Below are 16,059 nucleotides of genomic sequence, written 5' to 3' on the forward strand. Positions count from 1 at the left end.
AGAGCTGAGAGCGGCCGAAAGGCCGCTCTTTTTGTATGCGGCCGGCGATGGTCCTTATCCGCCGAGGCCGGGTACCGCGCGAAGCCGGTTGACCGCCTCGGCGATCTCCGCGGGGTCCCCGGCGTAGGACAGGCGCATCGTCCGGTGTCCGCGTTGCAGGTCGAAGTCGAGCCCCGGCGTCGCGGCCACGAGCGCGGTTTCCAGGAGATGCCGGGCGAACTCGCTGGCATCGCCGAACCCGTCCGGAATCGTTGCATAGGCGTAGAAGGCGCCGTCGATCGGGGCGATGTCGCGGAAACCGAGCGTCGGCAGCGCCTCGCTCAGGAGGGCGCGATTGCGCTCGTAGCCGAGCTTGATGCCCTCGAGCTCTTCGGTTGCGCCGAACACCGCCTCCGCGCCGACTTGGCTTAGTTCGGGTGCCGAAATATAGAGGCTCTGCCCGACGCGCTCGGCGGGACGCACGAGATGCGGCGGAAGCACCAGCCAGCCGATCCTCCATCCGGTCATGCAGTAGTATTTGGAGAACGAGTTCACCACGATCGCCCGGTTGGTGAACTGTAGGGCCGAGCTCGTTTCAGGGCCGAAGGCCAGCCCGTGATAGATTTCGTCGGAGACGAAGACGATCCCGCCCTCGTCCGCGAACTCGACGAGTCGCTTCAACTCTTCGGGCGGCGTCACCGTTCCCGTTGGATTGGCCGGGCTGGCGATGAGGACGCCCTGAATGGGCGTCTCGCGATGGACGCGGGCCAGAGCTCCGGCCGAGAGGATATAGTCGTCTTCGGGTCCCACGGGGATTTCGACGGGCTCGATCCCCAGCGCCTTCAGGATGTTGCGATACGCGGGATAGCCGGGTGTCGCGATCGCGACACGATCGCCGACATCGAACGCGGTCAGGAAGGCCAGGTTGAACCCCGCCGAGGAACCCGTGGTCACCATCACGCGGTCTGGGGAAACGTCGACGCCGTAGGTCTCCGCGTAGTGGCGCGCAATGCGCGTGCGCAGGCCGACCCGTCCGAGGGCGTCGGTGTAGCCCACCCGTCCCTTGCCGAGAAAGTCACTCACGGTGTCGGCTACGACGCGTGGCACGTGCGCGGACGGTTGGCCGACCGCCAGCGAGATGACGTCCCGGCCGGCGGCGATCATTCGATTCGCTGCGGCCATCACATCCATCGCCCGGAAGGGATCGACGTCGGAACGCCGGGATGCTTTGCTCGGCGGGGTGTCGTACATGGAAGCCTCATAAACGCCGGAAAAGAGTGACCTTCCAGCTATGATGGATGGCCGACCGGAAACCCGCGTTCTAAGAGTGCGCGGACAAGCCTGGAAAGACTTGGGGTGGATTTTTTGTTCAAGGGCATGATCGCCAGGGGTGTTGCCACCGCTCTTGCCTTCGTCGTCGCGCTGCCGCCGGCCCATGCGCAGACCGCGCGTCGATCCTCGCTGCCGGTCGTACGCGACGCCGAGATCGAAGGCCTGATCAAGGACTATTCGCAACCGATCCTTCGCGCGGCTGGATTGTCTCCGTCCCGCGTGGAGATCGTGCTCGTCAACGACCTTGGTTTCAACGCCTTCGTCGCGGGTCGCCGCATCTTCATCAACACCGGGACGATCCTGGAATCCGAGACGCCGAACGAGACGATCGGCGTTCTCGCGCACGAGGTCGGCCATCTGGCCGGCGGCCATCAGGAACGACTGCGAGACCAGATCGAACGGGCCAAGACGATCGCCGTAGTGGCGGGTCTTCTCGGCGCCGGCGTCGCCGCAGCGGGCGCTGCTACAGGATCGGGCTCCGTGGCGGGCCTCGGCGGCGGGCTTCTGGGTAGCAGCGGCGGCATCGCCCAACGCAGCCTTTTCGCCTACCAGCGGACGGAGGAGACGACGGCGGATCGCTCCGCCCTCACCTACCTCCTGAAGACGCAGCAGTCGCCCAAGGGGCTGCTCGACAGCTTTGCCGGACTGATGCGCAAGAACATGCTGTCCGGCATCTCGGCAGACCGCTACGTCACCTCCCACCCGGCTCCGCAGGACCGCATCGGATTCCTTCAGACAGCCGCCAAGGAGAGCCCCTATTTCGACAAGAAGGACCCGCCGGACCTGCAACTGCGGCACGATCTCGCGCGTGCCAAGATCGCCGCCTACAACGGCGGCGCCTCGCAGGTCCGTCGCACCTTCGGCCGCAACCTGACCAGCCTGCCTGCCCGCTACGGCGATGCGATCGCGACGCATCTCGCCGGCTCGCCGCGCCTGGCCCTGTCCAAGATCGACGCCCTGATCGCCGAATCGCCGTCCACGCCGTGGTTCCACGAAGTACGTGGCGAGATTCTTATGGCGGCTGGGCGGTCCGACGAAGCGGCTGCAGCGTTCTCGAAGGCCGCCAAGCTCGATCCGTCCAAGTCCGGCATTCTCCAGGCCGCCGTCGGGCAGGCGCTCGTCACCGGCGGAAAGCCGGAACGGATGAAGGATGCGATCGCGCAGATCCGCAAGGGCCTGGAGAGCGATCCCGGCAACTCCACCGCCTACCAGTTCCTGGCGATGGCCTATGGCAAGACGGGCGACATCGGCGCAGCCGAGCTCGCCACGGCCGAGGGCTACTGGGAAGGCGGCAACTTCCGCCAGGCAAAGGTTTTCGCGGCGCGCGCCCAGCAGAAATTCCGTCCGAACTCGCCCCAGTGGCGGCAGGCCCAGGACATCATCACCACGAAAGTGAACCGCAAATGAGCTTCGAACGGCAACGGTCCGGTTCCTTCCAGAAGCGTCTTCGTCAGCTGGCCGCTCCGCTCCTCGTCGCAACGACGCTGTTCGCACCGCAGGCTCAAGCCTTCGACGACAAGCAGACAGGCGAGATCGAGACGATCGTGCGCAACTACCTGATCGAGCATCCCGAGGTGCTTCTCGAATCGCTGCAGGCGCTGGAGACGAAGCGCGCCGCCGAGGCGAAAGCCGGGCAGAGCGAGACGATCGCACGCCTGCAAGATCGCCTCCTGTCGTCGCCGGTCGGCACGGTCGCCGGCAATCCGGACGGCGACGTCACGCTGGTCGAGTTCTTCGACTATAACTGCGGCTACTGTCGCCGGGCTGCCAGCGACCTGAAGGTGCTCCTCGAGAGCGATCCGAAGCTGCGGGTCGTCTACAAGGAAATCCCCGTCCTCGGTCCCCCTTCCGAGGCGGCCGCCCGTGTGAGCTTGGCGTTTCGCGAAGCCAAGCCGCAGAGCTATCCGGCCTTCCAAAAGGAACTGCTGGCTTCGCGGGCTCAGGTCGATGAGGCGCGGGCCCTTGCGGTAGCGTCCGAGATGGGCGTCGACGAAGCAACACTGCGTCCGCTGATGGGCGGCAGCACCGTCGCGGCGGCGCTCGGCGAAAGCGCGGAACTCGCAAGCGCGCTCGGCATCACCGGCACGCCAAGCTACGTCGTCGGCGACGAGCTCGTGCCCGGCGCGGTGGGTGCGGACGCGTTGGCGGAGAAGATCGCAAGCGTTCGCGCCTGCGGTTCGGCCACCTGCCCGCCGACCCCCAACTGAACTTCGCAGCCGCTGCCCGTCATCCCTGCTTTGCGCGTGGCTCGCCAAGTGTTTATAGGGCACGGATCGAACGGATGCGCCGCTTCGGCGTTCGATCCGTCAAATAGCTGCCCGGCAGGCTGACGCCTGCCCATTCCCGGGCTGGGATCCATGTGGTCCGGGCTCTCCGTTGCATGACTGACCGACAGCGACCGGTACATTCCGTTTCGCACGCTCGGCGAGTTCGAAGGACCATTATGGAAAAGGATTCGACTGTGGACCGTTCGCTGGTGCGCGAGTTGGCCGATATCCTGAACGATACGGATCTCACCGAGATCGAGGTCGAGCAGGGCGAGCTGCGCATTCGTGTTTCGCGGCAGAAGGAATACATGCCGGCTCCCAGCTACGCTCACGCCATGCCTGCTCCGATGCAGATGCCGTCGGCGGCTCCGCAGGCGCCTGCAGCCTCCCCGGCTCCGGCGGTTTCCAGCGGCCCCGAAGTCGGTTCGGTGCCCTCGCCCATGGTCGGAACGGTCTATCTGGCCTCCGCGCCCGGCGCCAAGCAGTTCGTCGAGGTCGGTCAGACGGTGAGCGAGGGCGAGACCCTCCTGATCATCGAGGCGATGAAGACGATGAACCAGATCCCTGCACCGCGCTCGGGCACCATCAAGCGCATCTGCGTCGATAACGGCCAGCCGGTCGAGTACGGCGAGGCGCTGGTCGTCATCGGTTGATCGCCGACGGTTCGGCACGAAGCGGTTTGACGGGCGGACGAGCATCGGAAGGGCATTCATGTTCAACAAGGTACTGATCGCCAATCGCGGCGAGATCGCGCTTCGCGTCCTGCGGGCCTGCAAGGAACTCGGCATCGCGACTGTCGCCGTGCACTCCACGGCGGACAACGCGGCAATGCACGTCCGCCTGGCGGACGAGAGCGTGTGCATCGGCCCGCCGCCCGCGCGCGACAGCTATCTCAACATCCCGCAGATCCTTGCGGCGTGCGAGATCTCCGGTGCCGACGCCGTCCATCCCGGCTACGGCTTCCTGTCCGAGAACGCGCGCTTCGCCGACATCCTCGAGGCGCACAACATCGCCTTCATCGGTCCGACCGCCGAGCATATCCGCGTGATGGGCGACAAGATCGAGGCCAAGCGCACCGCCAAGGCGCTCGGCATTCCGGTCGTGCCCGGCTCCGCCGGCGCGGTGACCGACGATGGCGAGGCGTTGCGCGTCGCGAACGAGATCGGCTTTCCGGTCCTCGTGAAGGCGTCGGCGGGCGGTGGCGGACGCGGCATGAAGGTCGCCCATACCGCGGCGGACCTGTCGATGGCGCTTTCCACCGCCCGGGCGGAAGCTGGCGCCGCCTTCGGCGACGATGCGGTCTATCTCGAGAAGTATCTCGGCAAGCCGCGCCACATCGAGGTTCAGGTCTTCGGCGACGGGATGGGCAAGGCCGTGCACCTCGGCGAGCGCGACTGCTCGCTGCAGCGCCGCCACCAGAAGGTCTGGGAGGAAGCTCGTTCTCCCGCGCTCGACGATGCCCAGCGCCAGCGGATCGGCGAAATCTGCGCAAACGCCATGGCCAAGATGAAGTACCGCGGCGCCGGCACGATCGAGTTCCTTTACGAGAACGGCGAGTTCTATTTTATCGAGATGAACACGCGACTTCAGGTTGAACATCCCGTGACGGAGGCGATCACGGGCCTCGACCTCGTGCACGAGCAGATCCGTGTCGCGGCCGGACTGGGTCTCTCGGTGACGCAGGATGATGTCAAGTTCAACGGCCATGCCATCGAGTGCCGCATCAACGCCGAGGATCCCCGCACCTTCGCGCCGTCGCCCGGCCAGATCAGCTATTACCACGCCCCCGGCGGGCTCGGCGTGCGCGTCGACTCGGGCGTCTACCAAGGCTACACGATCCCGCCCTTCTACGATTCGCTGATCGGAAAGCTCATCGTTCATGGACGCACCCGCAATGAGTGCCTGATGCGTCTTCGCCGGGCGCTGGACGAGATCGTCGTGGACGGCGTGAAGACGACGCTGCCGCTGTTCCAAGACCTGGTGGAGAACCCGGACATCCAGGCCGGCAACTACGACATCCATTGGCTGGAGCAGTATCTCGCCGCTGCCGCGAAGGCGGCCTGAGACCCCATTGGCACGCGGCAGTCGGGACGGCAACGAGCCGCTGATCACGCCCGAACTCCTGCTGCGCGCCTACGCTGCCGGCATCTTTCCCATGGCGGAGGATGCCGACGACCCGTCCATCCACTGGGTGGACCCGACCTTTCGAGGGATCCTGCCGCTCGACGGATTTCACGTCCCGCGCTCGCTGCGCAAGACGATCCGGCAGGCGCCGTTCGACATCCGCTTCGACACGGCCTTCGCCGCCGTCGTGGACGCCTGTGCCGAGCCTGCGCCGGGCCGCGACCAGACCTGGATCAACGCGCAGATACGCGAGCTCTATCTCGGCCTGTTCCGGATGGGTCACGCGCATTCGGTCGAGGCGTGGGCAGACGGCGAGTTGGTGGGCGGCCTGTACGGGGTGAGTCTGGGGGCGGCCTTCTTCGGCGAGAGCATGTTCTCGCGGCGGACCGACGCCTCGAAGGTGCCGCTGGTCTACCTATGGGACCGGCTGCGCCGCAGCGGCTTCACGCTGCTCGACACCCAGTTCCTCACCGGTCATCTCCAGCGCTTCGGCGCGGTCGAGATCCGTCGGGTGCGATACAAGGAACTCCTCGCCGACGCGATCGTCCGCGATGCGGACTTTCACTGCGCCGGCGGCACGACGGAGTCGGTTTTGCAGTCCTTGAGCCAGACGTCGTAGACGGGGTGCTCGACGGCGTTGAGGCCGGGCGAATCCGCGAACATCCACCCTGTGAAGATACGGCGGATCTCACGCTCCAGCGTGATCTCGTCCACTTCGATGAAACCGTCCGTCTTGGGCGCCTCGTCCTGCGTGCGCGTGAAGCAGGCGCGCGGCGTCACCTGCAGCGCGCCGAACTGCACGGTCTCGTTGATCCGCACGTCGAACGTGGTGATCCGGCCGGTGATCTTGTCGAGACCGGAGAAAACGGCTGTCTCGTTCTCGACCCGCGCGGCTGAGGCGATCGACGGCAGGGCGAAGGCCAAGGCCAGCACCGCAGCGACGCGCGCAGCGAACAATCCGACGCTCATGTAGCGATCCCGCCCGATCAGGGCGTCCAGGCGTCGTAGTCGCCCGTCACGCGCGGCCGTTCCGCCGTGTTGAGAAGCGAACCCTTGGGCCGGTAGGCGAAACGCGTGCCGGTCTGGTTCGGCAAGTGCGGCTTCTGCCACTCACGCGGCTTGTAGTTCTCGTCCACCGGCGGCGTATCCACCCTGTGGTGCATCCAGCCGTGCCAGCCATCACCGATCTGCGTGGCTTCCGCCTCGCCGGCATAGATCACCCAGCGGCGCTTGCCGTCGGCCGACTGGTAGTAGACGTTGCCGCGCTCGTCCTCGCCCACACGCTTTCCGAAGCGCCAGGTATGGAACCGCGTCCCGATCGTCTGGCCGTTCCACCAGGTGAAGATCTGCAGCAGCCAGGGTTTCATCGCATCATGTCCGTTGGGCCTTGGCGGCGGTTATGCTGCCGCGGCCGGGAAAAGTCTAGGCGTCGAAGGCGCCGAGGGGTCGCTCGAGAACCACGGCGGCAAGGCCCAGGCCGCCATCCGAGGCGCCGACGCGCGCGAAGCCGAGCGCGATGTAGAAGTCGAGGGCCCTGGCGTTGGCTTCCTCGACCTCGACGCGAATGCGCGTCGCCTGGGGGAAGCTCCCGGCAATCTCGGAAAACAGGTCGGTGCCGATGCCCTGCCCCTGCACGTCGGGCCGAACGTAGAGCTGATGCAGAACGAGGAGCGTCCGATCGTCGCTGGCCGCGCGGGCGAACGCCATGCCGCCGAGCCGCGTCCCGTCGTCAGCCACCAGGAACTCCGAGTCCGGCAAAGCCAGACGCGCGCGCAGTGCCTCCTCGCTGTAGGACGAGCCCGTGATCGCGGACACGCGCTCCGGGTCATGGATGGCACCGTAGGTCGCCTGCCACGTCTCGGCGAGGAGCCTGCTCACCGCCGCCATGTCGCGCGCCGTCGCGGTGCGGACGAAGTAGACGCTCATTCCAGCCCGAGCTTTGCCTTGACGAGGTCGTTGACGGCCTGCGGGTTGGCCTTGCCGCCGGTCGCCCGCATGACCTGTCCGACGAACCATCCGGCAAGCGTCGGCTTGGCGATCGCCTGCGCTACCTTGTCGGGGTTCGCGGCGATCACCTCGTCCACGGCCTTCTCGATGGCGCCGGTGTCGGTCACTTGGCGTAGGCCGCGGCTTTCCACCAGCTCGCGCGGGTCGCCGCCTTCGGTCCAGACGATCTCGAAAAGATCCTTGGCGATCTTGCCGGAGATCGTGCCCTCGCGGATCAGGTCGAGCACGGTGCCCAGCTGTTCGGCCGAGACCGGTGTGTCCTCGATCGCCTTGCCGCTCTTGTTCAAGGCGCCGAGGAGGTCGTTGATTACCCAGTTCGCCGCCTGCTTGGCGTCGCGGCCTTTGGCGACCTTCTCGAAGAAGTCGGCGATCGACTTTTCCGAGACGAGGATCGACGCGTCGTAGGCGGAAAGGCCCGCCTCGTTCATCAGTCGCAGGCGCTTGTCGTCCGGAAGTTCAGGCAGATCGGCGCGCAGGTCCTCCACGAAGGCGTCGTCGAACTCCAGCGGCAGGAGGTCGGGGTCGGGGAAGTAGCGATAGTCGTGCGCGTCCTCCTTGGAGCGCATGGCGCGGGTCTCGCCCTTCGCGGGATCGAACAGGCGCGTTTCCTGATCGATCGATCCGCCGTCCTCCAGGATCGCGATCTGACGCCGCGCCTCCGATTCGATCGCCTGGCCGACGAAGCGGATCGAGTTGACGTTCTTGATCTCGCAGCGCGTGCCGAACGGGCCACCGGGACGGCGCACCGACACGTTCACGTCGGCGCGCATGGAGCCCTCGTCCATGTTGCCGTCGCATGTGCCGAGATAACGCAGGATGGTGCGCAGCTTGGTGAGGTAGGCGCGCGCCTCGTCGGCCGAACGCATGTCCGGCTTCGAGACGATCTCCATCAGCGCCACGCCCGACCGGTTGAGATCTACGAAGGACATGGTCGCATGCTGGTCGTGCATCGACTTGCCGGCGTCCTGCTCGAGATGCAGGCGCTCGACGCCGACCTCGATCTCCTCGAACTGCCCCTTCGAGTCCGGTCCGACCGCGACGATCACGGTGCCCTCGCCGACGATCGGCTGGAGGAACTGCGAGATCTGATAGCCCTGCGGCAGGTCCGGATAAAAGTAGTTCTTCCTGTCGAACACCGAGCGGTTGTTGATCTCGGCCTTGAGGCCAAGGCCCGTGCGCACCGCCTGGCGGACGCACTCGATGTTGATCACCGGCAGCATTCCCGGCATGGCCGCATCGACCAGCGACACGTTGTCGTTGGGCTCGGCGCCGAACTGCGTCGACGCGCCGGAGAAGAGCTTCGATTCCGACAGAACCTGCGCGTGGACTTCCATGCCGATCACGATCTCCCAATCCCCGGTCGCGCCGGGGATCAGCTTCTTCGGATCGGGGGTGCGGGTATCGACGAGGGTCATCGGGCGAACTCGTAAATCTCGGGGCGCAAACGGATTGCGGTCATTCGGTCGAAGCGTCGCGACGCGTCGGAAGTCGGGAGCTTACCACCAGCGTTTCGGCGAGAAGCGGCCCGCGCTCTTTTCGATCACGGCGGCGGTGGCGAACAGCGTTTCCTCATCGAACGGTCGGCCGATGAGTTGCAGCCCAAGCGGCGTTCCCTCGCTGGACAGGCCTGCCGGCACCGCGATGCCGGGCAGACCGGCGAGGTTGACCGTGATCGTGAACACGTCCTGCAGATACATCGCGACCGGATCGGCTGCGAGCGCGGCATCGCCGATGGCGAAGGCCGCGGACGGCGTCGTCGGCGTCAGAAGCGCGTCCACCCCTTCGGCGAACACCGTCTCGAAGTCGCGCTTGATGAGCGTGCGGACCTTCTGCGCCTTCAGGTAGTAGGCGTCGTAGTAGCCCGCGGAGAGCACGTAGGTGCCGATCATGATGCGGCGCTTCACCTCGCGACCGAAACCGGCAGCGCGGGTGTTCTCGTACATTTCCGCGATGTCCTTGCCTGGGACGCGCAACCCGTAGCGCACACCGTCGTAGCGCGCGAGATTGGACGAGGCTTCGGCGGGAGCGACGATGTAGTAGGCCGGCAAGGCGTATTTCGTATGGGGAAGCGAGACGTCGACGATCTCGGCGCCGGCTTCCCGCAGGGTCGCGATGCCCTTCTGCCAAAGCGCCTCGATCTCGGCCGGCATGCCTTCGACGCGGTATTCGCGCGGGATGCCGATGCGCAAACCTTTGACGGATCGACCCACCGACGCCTCGTAGTCCGGAACCGGACGGTCCACCGAGGTCGTGTCCTTCGGATCGACCGAGGCCATCGACTTCAGGAGAATCGCCGCGTCGCGCACGTCGCGAGCCACCGGTCCGGCCTGATCGAGAGACGACGCATAGGCAACGATACCCCAGCGTGAACAGCGGCCATAGGTCGGCTTGATGCCGACGGTGCCGGTGAAGGCCGCCGGCTGCCGGATCGATCCGCCGGTATCGGTCGCCGTCGCCCCGGCGCACAGACGCGCGGCCACGGCGGCGGACGAGCCGCCCGACGAGCCGCCGGGCACGAGCGCGACGTCGGAGCCTTCCCTCCGCCACGGGTTCACCACCGGACCGTCGTAGCTCGATTCGTTCGACGAGCCCATGGCGAACTCGTCCATGTTCAGCTTGCCGAGCATGACCGCGCCATCGGACCAGAGATTGGCCGTCACGGTCGACTCGTAGCGTGGCTTGAAACCGTCGAGGATGCGGGAGGAAGCCTGCGTACGGACGCCCTCCACCGCGAAGAGGTCCTTCACGCCGAGCGGAATGCCCTCCAGCGCACCGCCCTGTCCGGCGGCAAGCCTCGCGTCCGACGCAGCGGCCATCGCACGCGCCTTCTCGGGCGTCACGGCCACATAGGCGTTGAGCGCGCCGTTCGCCGTGTCGATCGCACCGAGATACGCGTCGGTCAGTTCGGTGGCCTTGAAGGACTTCGCCTTCAGGGCGTCGCGGGCTTCGGCGATGGTCAGTTCGGTGAGGTCGGTCATGGTCTCGCTACGTCGAGGGGTCGGGACGCGGCCGTTTCGGCGTCGCGTCGCGCGAGCGTCTTTCGATAGAAGGCGGCGTAGCCGCTCTCGGGGTAGTCCGCAAAGGCACCGCAAGCTTCGAAACCCGCGCGCTCGTAGGAACGACGGGCAGCCGCAAAGCCGATGCCTGTCTCCAGCGCGAGTTCGCCGAGGTTCTGCGACTGCGCCTCGGCTTCGATCCGTGCGAGAAGGCGGGCGGCCAGCCCTCGTCCGCGAAAGGCGGGGCGAAGGTACATCCGCTTCACTTCGCCGAGGCGATCGTCGTGGCGCTTCAGCGCTCCGCAGCCGACGGCCTCGCCGTCGATCCGGACCAGAAACGTCGTCGTGTCCGGGCGCGCCATCTCGTCCGCCGTCATGCGGAACTTGAATTCGTCCGGCGTATCCGGATCCTGCTCGTCGATTGCGTCGTTCAGCTCGGCGATCAGCGCCCGGAGGTCATCCTGGAGCGGCGTCTCGATCCGGATCTCGACGTCGCCGTCCGTCATTCCACGACCTTCGGCACGAGGAAGAAATGCGCCTCCGTCACCGGGGCGTTGGCGACGATGTCGTCTGCCTTGTGTCCGTCGGTCACGGCGTCCTCGCGCTTCTTCATCTCGGTCGGCGTCACCGACGTCATGGGTTCGACACCCGCGACGTCGACTTCGCCGAGCTGCTCGACGAAGCCGAGGATGGCGTTCAGTTCGCCCTGCATGGTCGCGACGTCGTCCTCGGACACCGCGATGCGGGCGAGACGGGCGACGCGACGAACGGTGGCGGTATCGACGGACATGCGCTTTCCCGGACTGTTGGATGAGACGGTGCTATATCGACGGGGTTGCCCGGAAGCAACGCCGTCGAACATCTCGGGAGCGTCGCGTCAGATGTCGAAAGGCTGGCCGATCTCAGGCATAAGCACCCGTGACGCCTCGTCTTCCATCGCCTCCAGGAAGCGGTGGGGATCCGCGTCGAGGATCGGCATGGTGCCCCAATGCAGCGGCACGATGGTCTTGAAATTGAAATAGCGCCGGCAGGCGAGCGCCGCCACCGCGCCGCCCATCGTCAGGCGATCGCCGATCGGCACGAGACCGATCTTCGGCTGGTGCAGCTCTTCGATGAGCGCCATGTCGCCGAAAATGTCGGTATCACCCATGTGATAGACGCTGTTGCCGTCGTCGAAGTGGATGACGAGCCCGTTCGGCATCCCGAGATACGTGACGGTTCCGTTCTCCTCGACGCTCGCCGAGGAGTGGAACGCCTGCGTCAGCGTGACCGAGAAGTCGGTGAACTTGACTGTTCCGCCGGTGTTGGCGGGCTCGATGCTCCCGACGCCCTTGGACTTCAGCCAACTCACCAGCTCGTAGGTGCCGACGACCTTCGCGCCCGTTCGCTTCGCGATCTCGACCGTATCGCCCACGTGGTCCGAATGGCCGTGCGACAGGAGGATATGCGTCGCCCCTTCCGACGCCTTGGCCACGTCCCCATGGAAATGCGGGTTTCCGCTTAGGAACGGGTCGATCAGGATCACGGATCGGCCGGTGTCGATGCGAAACGCCGAATGTCCGAAATAGGTCATCTTCATGCTAGGGGTCTCCTCGTTCACCGATCGACGATGATGCCGCTCGGTCGAAGAAGCTAGCGCCGAAGGCGACACATCAAGGACGTGACATGGTGATCGCCGATCTCTCCGAGCTGCTGCCGCTGCGAGCGGCTGGCGGTACGGCCGTGGGGCTCGATCTCGGAACCAAGACGATCGGCGTCGCGGTGTCGGATCTGGGCTGGCGCTTCGCGACCCCTCGCCAGGTCATCCGCCGAGCGAAGTTCCAGGCCGATGCCGTTGCGTTGACAGCATTTCTCGGTGCGATGGACGCACGTATCGTGGTGATGGGGCTCCCGCTCAACATGGACGGGAGCGAAGGTCCGCGCGTGCAGTCGACCCGTGCCTTCGTGCGCAACTACCAGCGGATCGATCCGCGTCCCGTGGTCTTCTGGGACGAGCGGCTCTCGACCGTGGCAGCCGAGCGCGGCCTTCTGGAAATGGACGTCTCGCGACGCCAACGGGCCGAACGCATCGATTCGGCCGCGGCGTCCTTCATCCTTCAAGGCGCCTTGGACAGGCTTTCCAGGCTGGCCGAACCGCGCGAATAGCGCTCCCGCAGAAAGGCGAGGATCGGCTTTCTCCGGCGAAAGGCGTAGAGCGCCAGAACGATCAGGCTGTCCAGGATCAGAGCCCGCACCACCAGTGGCGGCAGGGACTCGGCCGGCACTCCCAGCACCGCCGCATAGACACCGAAGACGGTGTCGTACATGTCGCGCGAGAAGAAGTGCATCCCGAAGCCCCAGTCGTTCGACGCGAGCGTCAGCCAGAGAACCAGGAAGCCGATCGGCAGGAACCAGAGTGAGAGAAGCCAACGCATCAGCGGTCGCCTTCCCGACGCTCGTCGCGCTGGCGCGGAATGGAAGCGTTGATGGCGGCGACGGTGCGGCGGAAGGCCATCTCGTCCAACTCGTCCTCCTCGTCGGGCGCGAAGATACAGCCGTCGAAAGCGAGAGCAAGCAGGCTGAGGCCGAGGGACCAGAACGCGAGATCCAGTCGATCGAACACGGCGGCAAAGGGCACGCCGAACAATGTTGCCGCGATCACCATGGCGGAGCACACGCCGATACCGGCAAAGCTCAGGAGTTCGCCCTGGCGCACTTCGGCAGTCGTGCCGCCGTGGATACGGATCAACGCGACGGCGAGCAGCGCGGCCGTGCCGATGCACAGAAGCGAGACACCGAGACCGACGAGGCCGATACCGACCGGCGACTCGAGAAGCACCCCGCCGACCGCCAAATGTCCGTTGAGATGCAGGATCTCGTTGGCGCCGGTCACCGCGAGAAAGCCGGCCCAGGTCGAGAGTGCGAAGGTCGTGGGTATGCGCTTCACGGGCCAGCCCTCCGGACGGTTAATGAAAACTTAACGCCAACATCCCCGCTTCGCTCCCTGCCCGCAACGTGAACCCGTCGGGATGGTTAACCCGGCGCCCGATACAGTGGTCGTCGCGCTTGTGGCCCCTGCCCGTTTCTCCTATAGGCCATGCTCGCCATGACAGCGATTTCGCCCCCCACCGCCGCTCCGCGTCGCCACCTACTGGGCATCGCGGGCCTGTCGCTTCCCGACATCCACACACTGATGGAACTTGCCGAGCGCGAGGTCGCCGTCAGCCTGGGTCGGGACAAGAAGAAGGCGGCGCTCAAGGGGCGCACGCAGATCAACCTCTTCTTCGAGGCGTCCACCCGCACGCAGGCGTCGTTCGAACTTGCGGGCAAACGCTTGGGTGCCGACGTCATGAACATGTCGGTGGCCAACTCCTCCGTGAAGAAGGGCGAGACGCTCATCGACACGGCGATGACGCTGAACGCCATGCGGCCCGACATCCTCGTGGTTCGCCACCATGCGGCGGGCGCGGTCGCGCTTCTCTCCCAGAAGGTTGGCTGCTCGGTGGTGAATGCCGGCGACGGCGCGCACGAGCATCCCACGCAGGCACTCCTCGACGCGCTGACGATCCACCGGCGCAAGGGACGCGTGGCACGCCTGACCGTCGCCATCTGCGGTGACGTCCTCCACAGCCGGGTCGCCCGATCCAACATTCTGCTTCTGAACGCGTTGGGCGCCGACGTCAGGGTCGTCGCGCCCTCGACGCTCCTGCCCAACGGCATCGAGCAGATGGGCGTGCGCGTCTTCCACGACATGGATCGTGGCCTGGAGGGGGCGGATGTCGTGATGATGCTGCGCCTGCAGCGTGAGCGGATGGAAGGCTCGTTCGTGCCCTCGGTCCGTGAATATTTCCGTTTGTTCGGCCTCGACGCGCAACGACTGTCGCGCGCAAAGCCGGACGCCCTCGTCATGCATCCCGGCCCGATGAACCGGGGCGTCGAGATCGCCTCCGAGGTGGCCGACGGTCCCCAGAGCGTGATCGAGGAACAGGTCGAGATGGGTGTCGCCGTCCGGATGGCGGTGATGGAATGGATGATGGGCAACGAGGAGACCGCATCGTGACCGGCCTCGACGCTCCCCCGCTTCTCGTCCGCAACGCCCGGATTCTCGACCCTTCGCAGGGGCTCGACGAGCGCGGCGACCTCCTCGTGGAGAACGGGGCGATTTCAGCCGTCGGCGCCTCGGCGGCTGGCCAGGGCGCGCCGGACGGTGCGCAGGTCCTGGACGCTAGGGGTCTTCTTCTCATTCCCGGGCTGGTCGACGTGTGCGTCCACATGGGCGAACCGGGCACCGAGCATCGCGAGACCATCCGCTCGGTCAGCCGCGCGGCCGCGGCAGGAGGCGTCACCTCCATCCTGACCATGCCCGACACCGATCCGGTGATCGACGACGTCGCGCTCGTGCAATTCGTGATGCGAACGGCCCGTGAGACTGCATCCGTCAACGTGTTTCCGGCGGCGGCCCTGACGAAGGGGCTCAAAGGCAAGGAGATGACCGAGATCGGCCTTCTTGCCCATGCCGGCGTGCGGGCCTTCACCGACGGCCGGCGGACGCTTCGCGACAGCGGCCTGATCCGCCGCATCATGACCTATCTCAGCGACTTCGACGCCCTGTTCGCGCACGAGACGCAGGACGCCGATCTCGTCGGTTCCGGTGTCATGAACGAGGGTCTGCTGGCTTCGTGGCTCGGTCTCCCCGGCATCCCGCGCGAGGCGGAACTGATCCCGCTCGAGCGCGACCTCCGCCTCGCAGCGCTGACCCGCGTGCGCTATCACGCGGCGCAGATCTCGACCGGCGCTTCGGTCGAGGCGATCCGGGCCGCCAAGGATCGCGGCGTGAACGCCACCGCCGGCGTGTCGGTCAACCACCTGTCGCTGAACGAAAATGACATCGGCGAATATCGCACCTTCTTCCGCCTCTCGCCGCCGCTGCGGCACGAGGACGACCGGCAGGCGATGATCGCGGGCCTCGCCGATGGCACCGTGGACATCATCTGCTCCGCCCACGACCCGCAGGATGCCGACGGCAAGCGGCGCCCCTTCGCGGAAGCGGAGGTTGGCGCGATCGGTCTGGAAACCCTGCTTCCCGCATCCCTGCGGCTGCACCACGCCGGACAGGTCGACCTTGCCCGCATCGTCGAGGCCCTGACGATCGCTCCTGCACGGTTGCTGAAACTCGATCGCGGAACGCTGCAGGTGGGTCGCCCGGCGGACTTCGCGCTGGTCGATCTCGATGCTCCCTATCTGTTCGACAAGAGCCGTATCCAGTCACGCTCCAAGAACACGGCCTTCGAGAATGCACGCTTCCAGGGCGAGGTCGTGAAGACCTTCGTTTCCGGTCGCGAGGTTTTCTCCCTGCAACGCGAAGGGCACTGAGA

The 16,059-nt window shown here is 66.1% G+C and carries 19 protein-coding genes; 8 read left to right on the forward strand and 11 right to left on the reverse strand.

The genetic code is table 11. The features are described from left to right. Positions 1-54: 54 nt before the first annotated feature. On the reverse strand, positions 55-1,230 hold the full coding sequence (locus AUL34_RS15655; RefSeq protein WP_061935553.1) for a pyridoxal phosphate-dependent aminotransferase: 1,176 nt from the start codon (positions 1,228-1,230) through the stop codon (positions 55-57). Between the two features lie 105 nt (positions 1,231-1,335). Here AUL34_RS15655 and AUL34_RS15660 point away from each other — a divergent pair, with 105 nt between their 5' ends. From AUL34_RS15660 to aat, 5 genes are all read left to right on the forward strand, one after another. Next, positions 1,336-2,718 carry a M48 family metalloprotease gene (locus AUL34_RS15660; protein ID WP_244492603.1) on the forward strand — a complete coding sequence of 461 codons (1,383 nt, stop codon included), beginning with the start codon at positions 1,336-1,338 and terminating at the stop codon, positions 2,716-2,718. Next, the gene (locus AUL34_RS15665; RefSeq protein WP_082653428.1) at positions 2,715-3,518 is read left to right on the forward strand and encodes a DsbA family protein; all 804 of its coding nucleotides are present in this window, start codon (positions 2,715-2,717) and stop codon (positions 3,516-3,518) included. Before AUL34_RS15660 ends, AUL34_RS15665 begins: the two co-directional genes overlap by 4 nt. 233 nt (positions 3,519-3,751) lie before the next feature. Then, on the forward strand, positions 3,752-4,231 hold the full coding sequence (gene accB / locus AUL34_RS15670; RefSeq protein ID WP_061935890.1) for an acetyl-CoA carboxylase biotin carboxyl carrier protein: 480 nt from the start codon (positions 3,752-3,754) through the stop codon (positions 4,229-4,231). A 58-nt stretch (positions 4,232-4,289) separates the two neighbouring features. Then, positions 4,290-5,642: an acetyl-CoA carboxylase biotin carboxylase subunit gene (gene accC, locus AUL34_RS15675; RefSeq protein WP_061935556.1), complete on the forward strand. Its 1,353-nt coding sequence runs from the start codon at positions 4,290-4,292 to the stop codon at positions 5,640-5,642. 7 nt (positions 5,643-5,649) lie between these two features. Further along, complete coding sequence (gene aat, locus AUL34_RS15680; RefSeq protein ID WP_061935559.1) at positions 5,650-6,321, forward strand: leucyl/phenylalanyl-tRNA--protein transferase; 672 nt, start codon at positions 5,650-5,652, stop codon at positions 6,319-6,321. Here aat and AUL34_RS15685 read toward each other — a convergent pair. The 8 genes from AUL34_RS15685 to AUL34_RS15720 form a co-directional block, all read right to left on the reverse strand. Continuing rightward, the gene (locus tag AUL34_RS15685; RefSeq protein WP_061935562.1) at positions 6,264-6,671 is read right to left on the reverse strand and encodes a DUF2155 domain-containing protein; all 408 of its coding nucleotides are present in this window, start codon (positions 6,669-6,671) and stop codon (positions 6,264-6,266) included. The genes aat and AUL34_RS15685 overlap by 58 nt on opposite strands. A 17-nt stretch (positions 6,672-6,688) precedes the next feature. Next, the gene (locus AUL34_RS15690; protein WP_061935565.1) at positions 6,689-7,069 is read right to left on the reverse strand and encodes an NADH:ubiquinone oxidoreductase subunit NDUFA12; all 381 of its coding nucleotides are present in this window, start codon (positions 7,067-7,069) and stop codon (positions 6,689-6,691) included. Positions 7,070-7,124: 55 nt separating this feature from the next. Then, positions 7,125-7,628, reverse strand: a complete 504-nt coding sequence (locus tag AUL34_RS15695) for a GNAT family N-acetyltransferase (RefSeq protein ID WP_061935567.1) — start codon at positions 7,626-7,628, stop codon at positions 7,125-7,127. Then, positions 7,625-9,124, reverse strand: a complete 1,500-nt coding sequence (gene gatB / locus AUL34_RS15700; RefSeq protein WP_061935571.1) for an Asp-tRNA(Asn)/Glu-tRNA(Gln) amidotransferase subunit GatB — start codon at positions 9,122-9,124, stop codon at positions 7,625-7,627. The genes AUL34_RS15695 and gatB overlap by 4 nt, the downstream gene beginning before the upstream one ends. Positions 9,125-9,205: 81 nt before the next feature. Further along, positions 9,206-10,687 carry an Asp-tRNA(Asn)/Glu-tRNA(Gln) amidotransferase subunit GatA gene (gene gatA / locus AUL34_RS15705; protein ID WP_061935574.1) on the reverse strand — a complete coding sequence of 494 codons (1,482 nt, stop codon included), beginning with the start codon at positions 10,685-10,687 and terminating at the stop codon, positions 9,206-9,208. Next, positions 10,684-11,211, reverse strand: a complete 528-nt coding sequence (locus tag AUL34_RS15710) for a GNAT family N-acetyltransferase (RefSeq protein WP_061935577.1) — start codon at positions 11,209-11,211, stop codon at positions 10,684-10,686. The genes gatA and AUL34_RS15710 overlap by 4 nt, the downstream gene beginning before the upstream one ends. Then, entirely contained in the window at positions 11,208-11,495 is a 288-nt protein-coding gene (gene gatC, locus AUL34_RS15715; protein WP_061935579.1) for an Asp-tRNA(Asn)/Glu-tRNA(Gln) amidotransferase subunit GatC, read from the reverse strand. The genes AUL34_RS15710 and gatC overlap by 4 nt, the downstream gene beginning before the upstream one ends. An 87-nt stretch (positions 11,496-11,582) precedes the next feature. Then, positions 11,583-12,284: a metal-dependent hydrolase gene (locus AUL34_RS15720; protein WP_061935582.1), complete on the reverse strand. Its 702-nt coding sequence runs from the start codon at positions 12,282-12,284 to the stop codon at positions 11,583-11,585. An 86-nt stretch (positions 12,285-12,370) separates the two neighbouring features. Between AUL34_RS15720 and ruvX the strand changes: the two genes are divergently transcribed. Further along, positions 12,371-12,850 carry a Holliday junction resolvase RuvX gene (gene ruvX / locus AUL34_RS15725; protein WP_061935585.1) on the forward strand — a complete coding sequence of 160 codons (480 nt, stop codon included), beginning with the start codon at positions 12,371-12,373 and terminating at the stop codon, positions 12,848-12,850. Here ruvX and AUL34_RS15730 read toward each other — a convergent pair. Both AUL34_RS15730 and AUL34_RS15735 read right to left on the reverse strand, forming a co-directional pair. Next, positions 12,802-13,119 carry a DUF6105 family protein gene (locus AUL34_RS15730; RefSeq protein WP_061935588.1) on the reverse strand — a complete coding sequence of 106 codons (318 nt, stop codon included), beginning with the start codon at positions 13,117-13,119 and terminating at the stop codon, positions 12,802-12,804. The genes ruvX and AUL34_RS15730 overlap by 49 nt on opposite strands. Next, positions 13,119-13,631, reverse strand: coding sequence for a hypothetical protein (locus tag AUL34_RS15735; RefSeq protein ID WP_061935591.1), 513 nt, complete (start codon positions 13,629-13,631; stop codon positions 13,119-13,121). The genes AUL34_RS15730 and AUL34_RS15735 overlap by 1 nt, the downstream gene beginning before the upstream one ends. Positions 13,632-13,790: 159 nt before the next feature. On the opposite strand from AUL34_RS15735, the gene AUL34_RS15740 reads away from it, so the two are divergent. Beyond that, entirely contained in the window at positions 13,791-14,744 is a 954-nt protein-coding gene (locus tag AUL34_RS15740) for an aspartate carbamoyltransferase catalytic subunit (RefSeq protein WP_061935893.1), read from the forward strand. Then, entirely contained in the window at positions 14,741-16,057 is a 1,317-nt protein-coding gene (locus tag AUL34_RS15745; protein WP_244492604.1) for a dihydroorotase, read from the forward strand. The genes AUL34_RS15740 and AUL34_RS15745 overlap by 4 nt, the downstream gene beginning before the upstream one ends. Positions 16,058-16,059 lie beyond the last annotated feature (2 nt).

This window comes from Aureimonas sp. AU22, assembly GCF_001463745.1.
Classification (GTDB): Bacteria; Pseudomonadota; Alphaproteobacteria; order Rhizobiales; family Rhizobiaceae; genus Aureimonas.

Excerpts from the sequence above, each read along its gene's own strand:
- AUL34_RS15655 (WP_061935553.1), bottom strand. The coding sequence starts at position 1,230 with ATGTACGACACCCCGCCGAGCAAAGCATCCCGGCGTTCCGACGTCGAT.
- AUL34_RS15665 (WP_082653428.1), top strand. The coding sequence starts at position 2,715 with ATGAGCTTCGAACGGCAACGGTCCGGTTCCTTCCAGAAGCGTCTTCGT.
- accC (WP_061935556.1), top strand. The coding sequence starts at position 4,290 with ATGTTCAACAAGGTACTGATCGCCAATCGCGGCGAGATCGCGCTTCGC.
- AUL34_RS15685 (WP_061935562.1), bottom strand. The coding sequence starts at position 6,671 with ATGAGCGTCGGATTGTTCGCTGCGCGCGTCGCTGCGGTGCTGGCCTTG.
- AUL34_RS15690 (WP_061935565.1), bottom strand. The coding sequence starts at position 7,069 with ATGAAACCCTGGCTGCTGCAGATCTTCACCTGGTGGAACGGCCAGACG.
- AUL34_RS15695 (WP_061935567.1), bottom strand. The coding sequence starts at position 7,628 with ATGAGCGTCTACTTCGTCCGCACCGCGACGGCGCGCGACATGGCGGCG.
- gatB (WP_061935571.1), bottom strand. The coding sequence starts at position 9,124 with ATGACCCTCGTCGATACCCGCACCCCCGATCCGAAGAAGCTGATCCCC.
- gatA (WP_061935574.1), bottom strand. The coding sequence starts at position 10,687 with ATGACCGACCTCACCGAACTGACCATCGCCGAAGCCCGCGACGCCCTG.
- AUL34_RS15710 (WP_061935577.1), bottom strand. The coding sequence starts at position 11,211 with ATGACGGACGGCGACGTCGAGATCCGGATCGAGACGCCGCTCCAGGAT.
- gatC (WP_061935579.1), bottom strand. The coding sequence starts at position 11,495 with ATGTCCGTCGATACCGCCACCGTTCGTCGCGTCGCCCGTCTCGCCCGC.
- AUL34_RS15720 (WP_061935582.1), bottom strand. The coding sequence starts at position 12,284 with ATGAAGATGACCTATTTCGGACATTCGGCGTTTCGCATCGACACCGGC.
- ruvX (WP_061935585.1), top strand. The coding sequence starts at position 12,371 with ATGGTGATCGCCGATCTCTCCGAGCTGCTGCCGCTGCGAGCGGCTGGC.
- AUL34_RS15730 (WP_061935588.1), bottom strand. The coding sequence starts at position 13,119 with ATGCGTTGGCTTCTCTCACTCTGGTTCCTGCCGATCGGCTTCCTGGTT.
- AUL34_RS15740 (WP_061935893.1), top strand. The coding sequence starts at position 13,791 with ATGACAGCGATTTCGCCCCCCACCGCCGCTCCGCGTCGCCACCTACTG.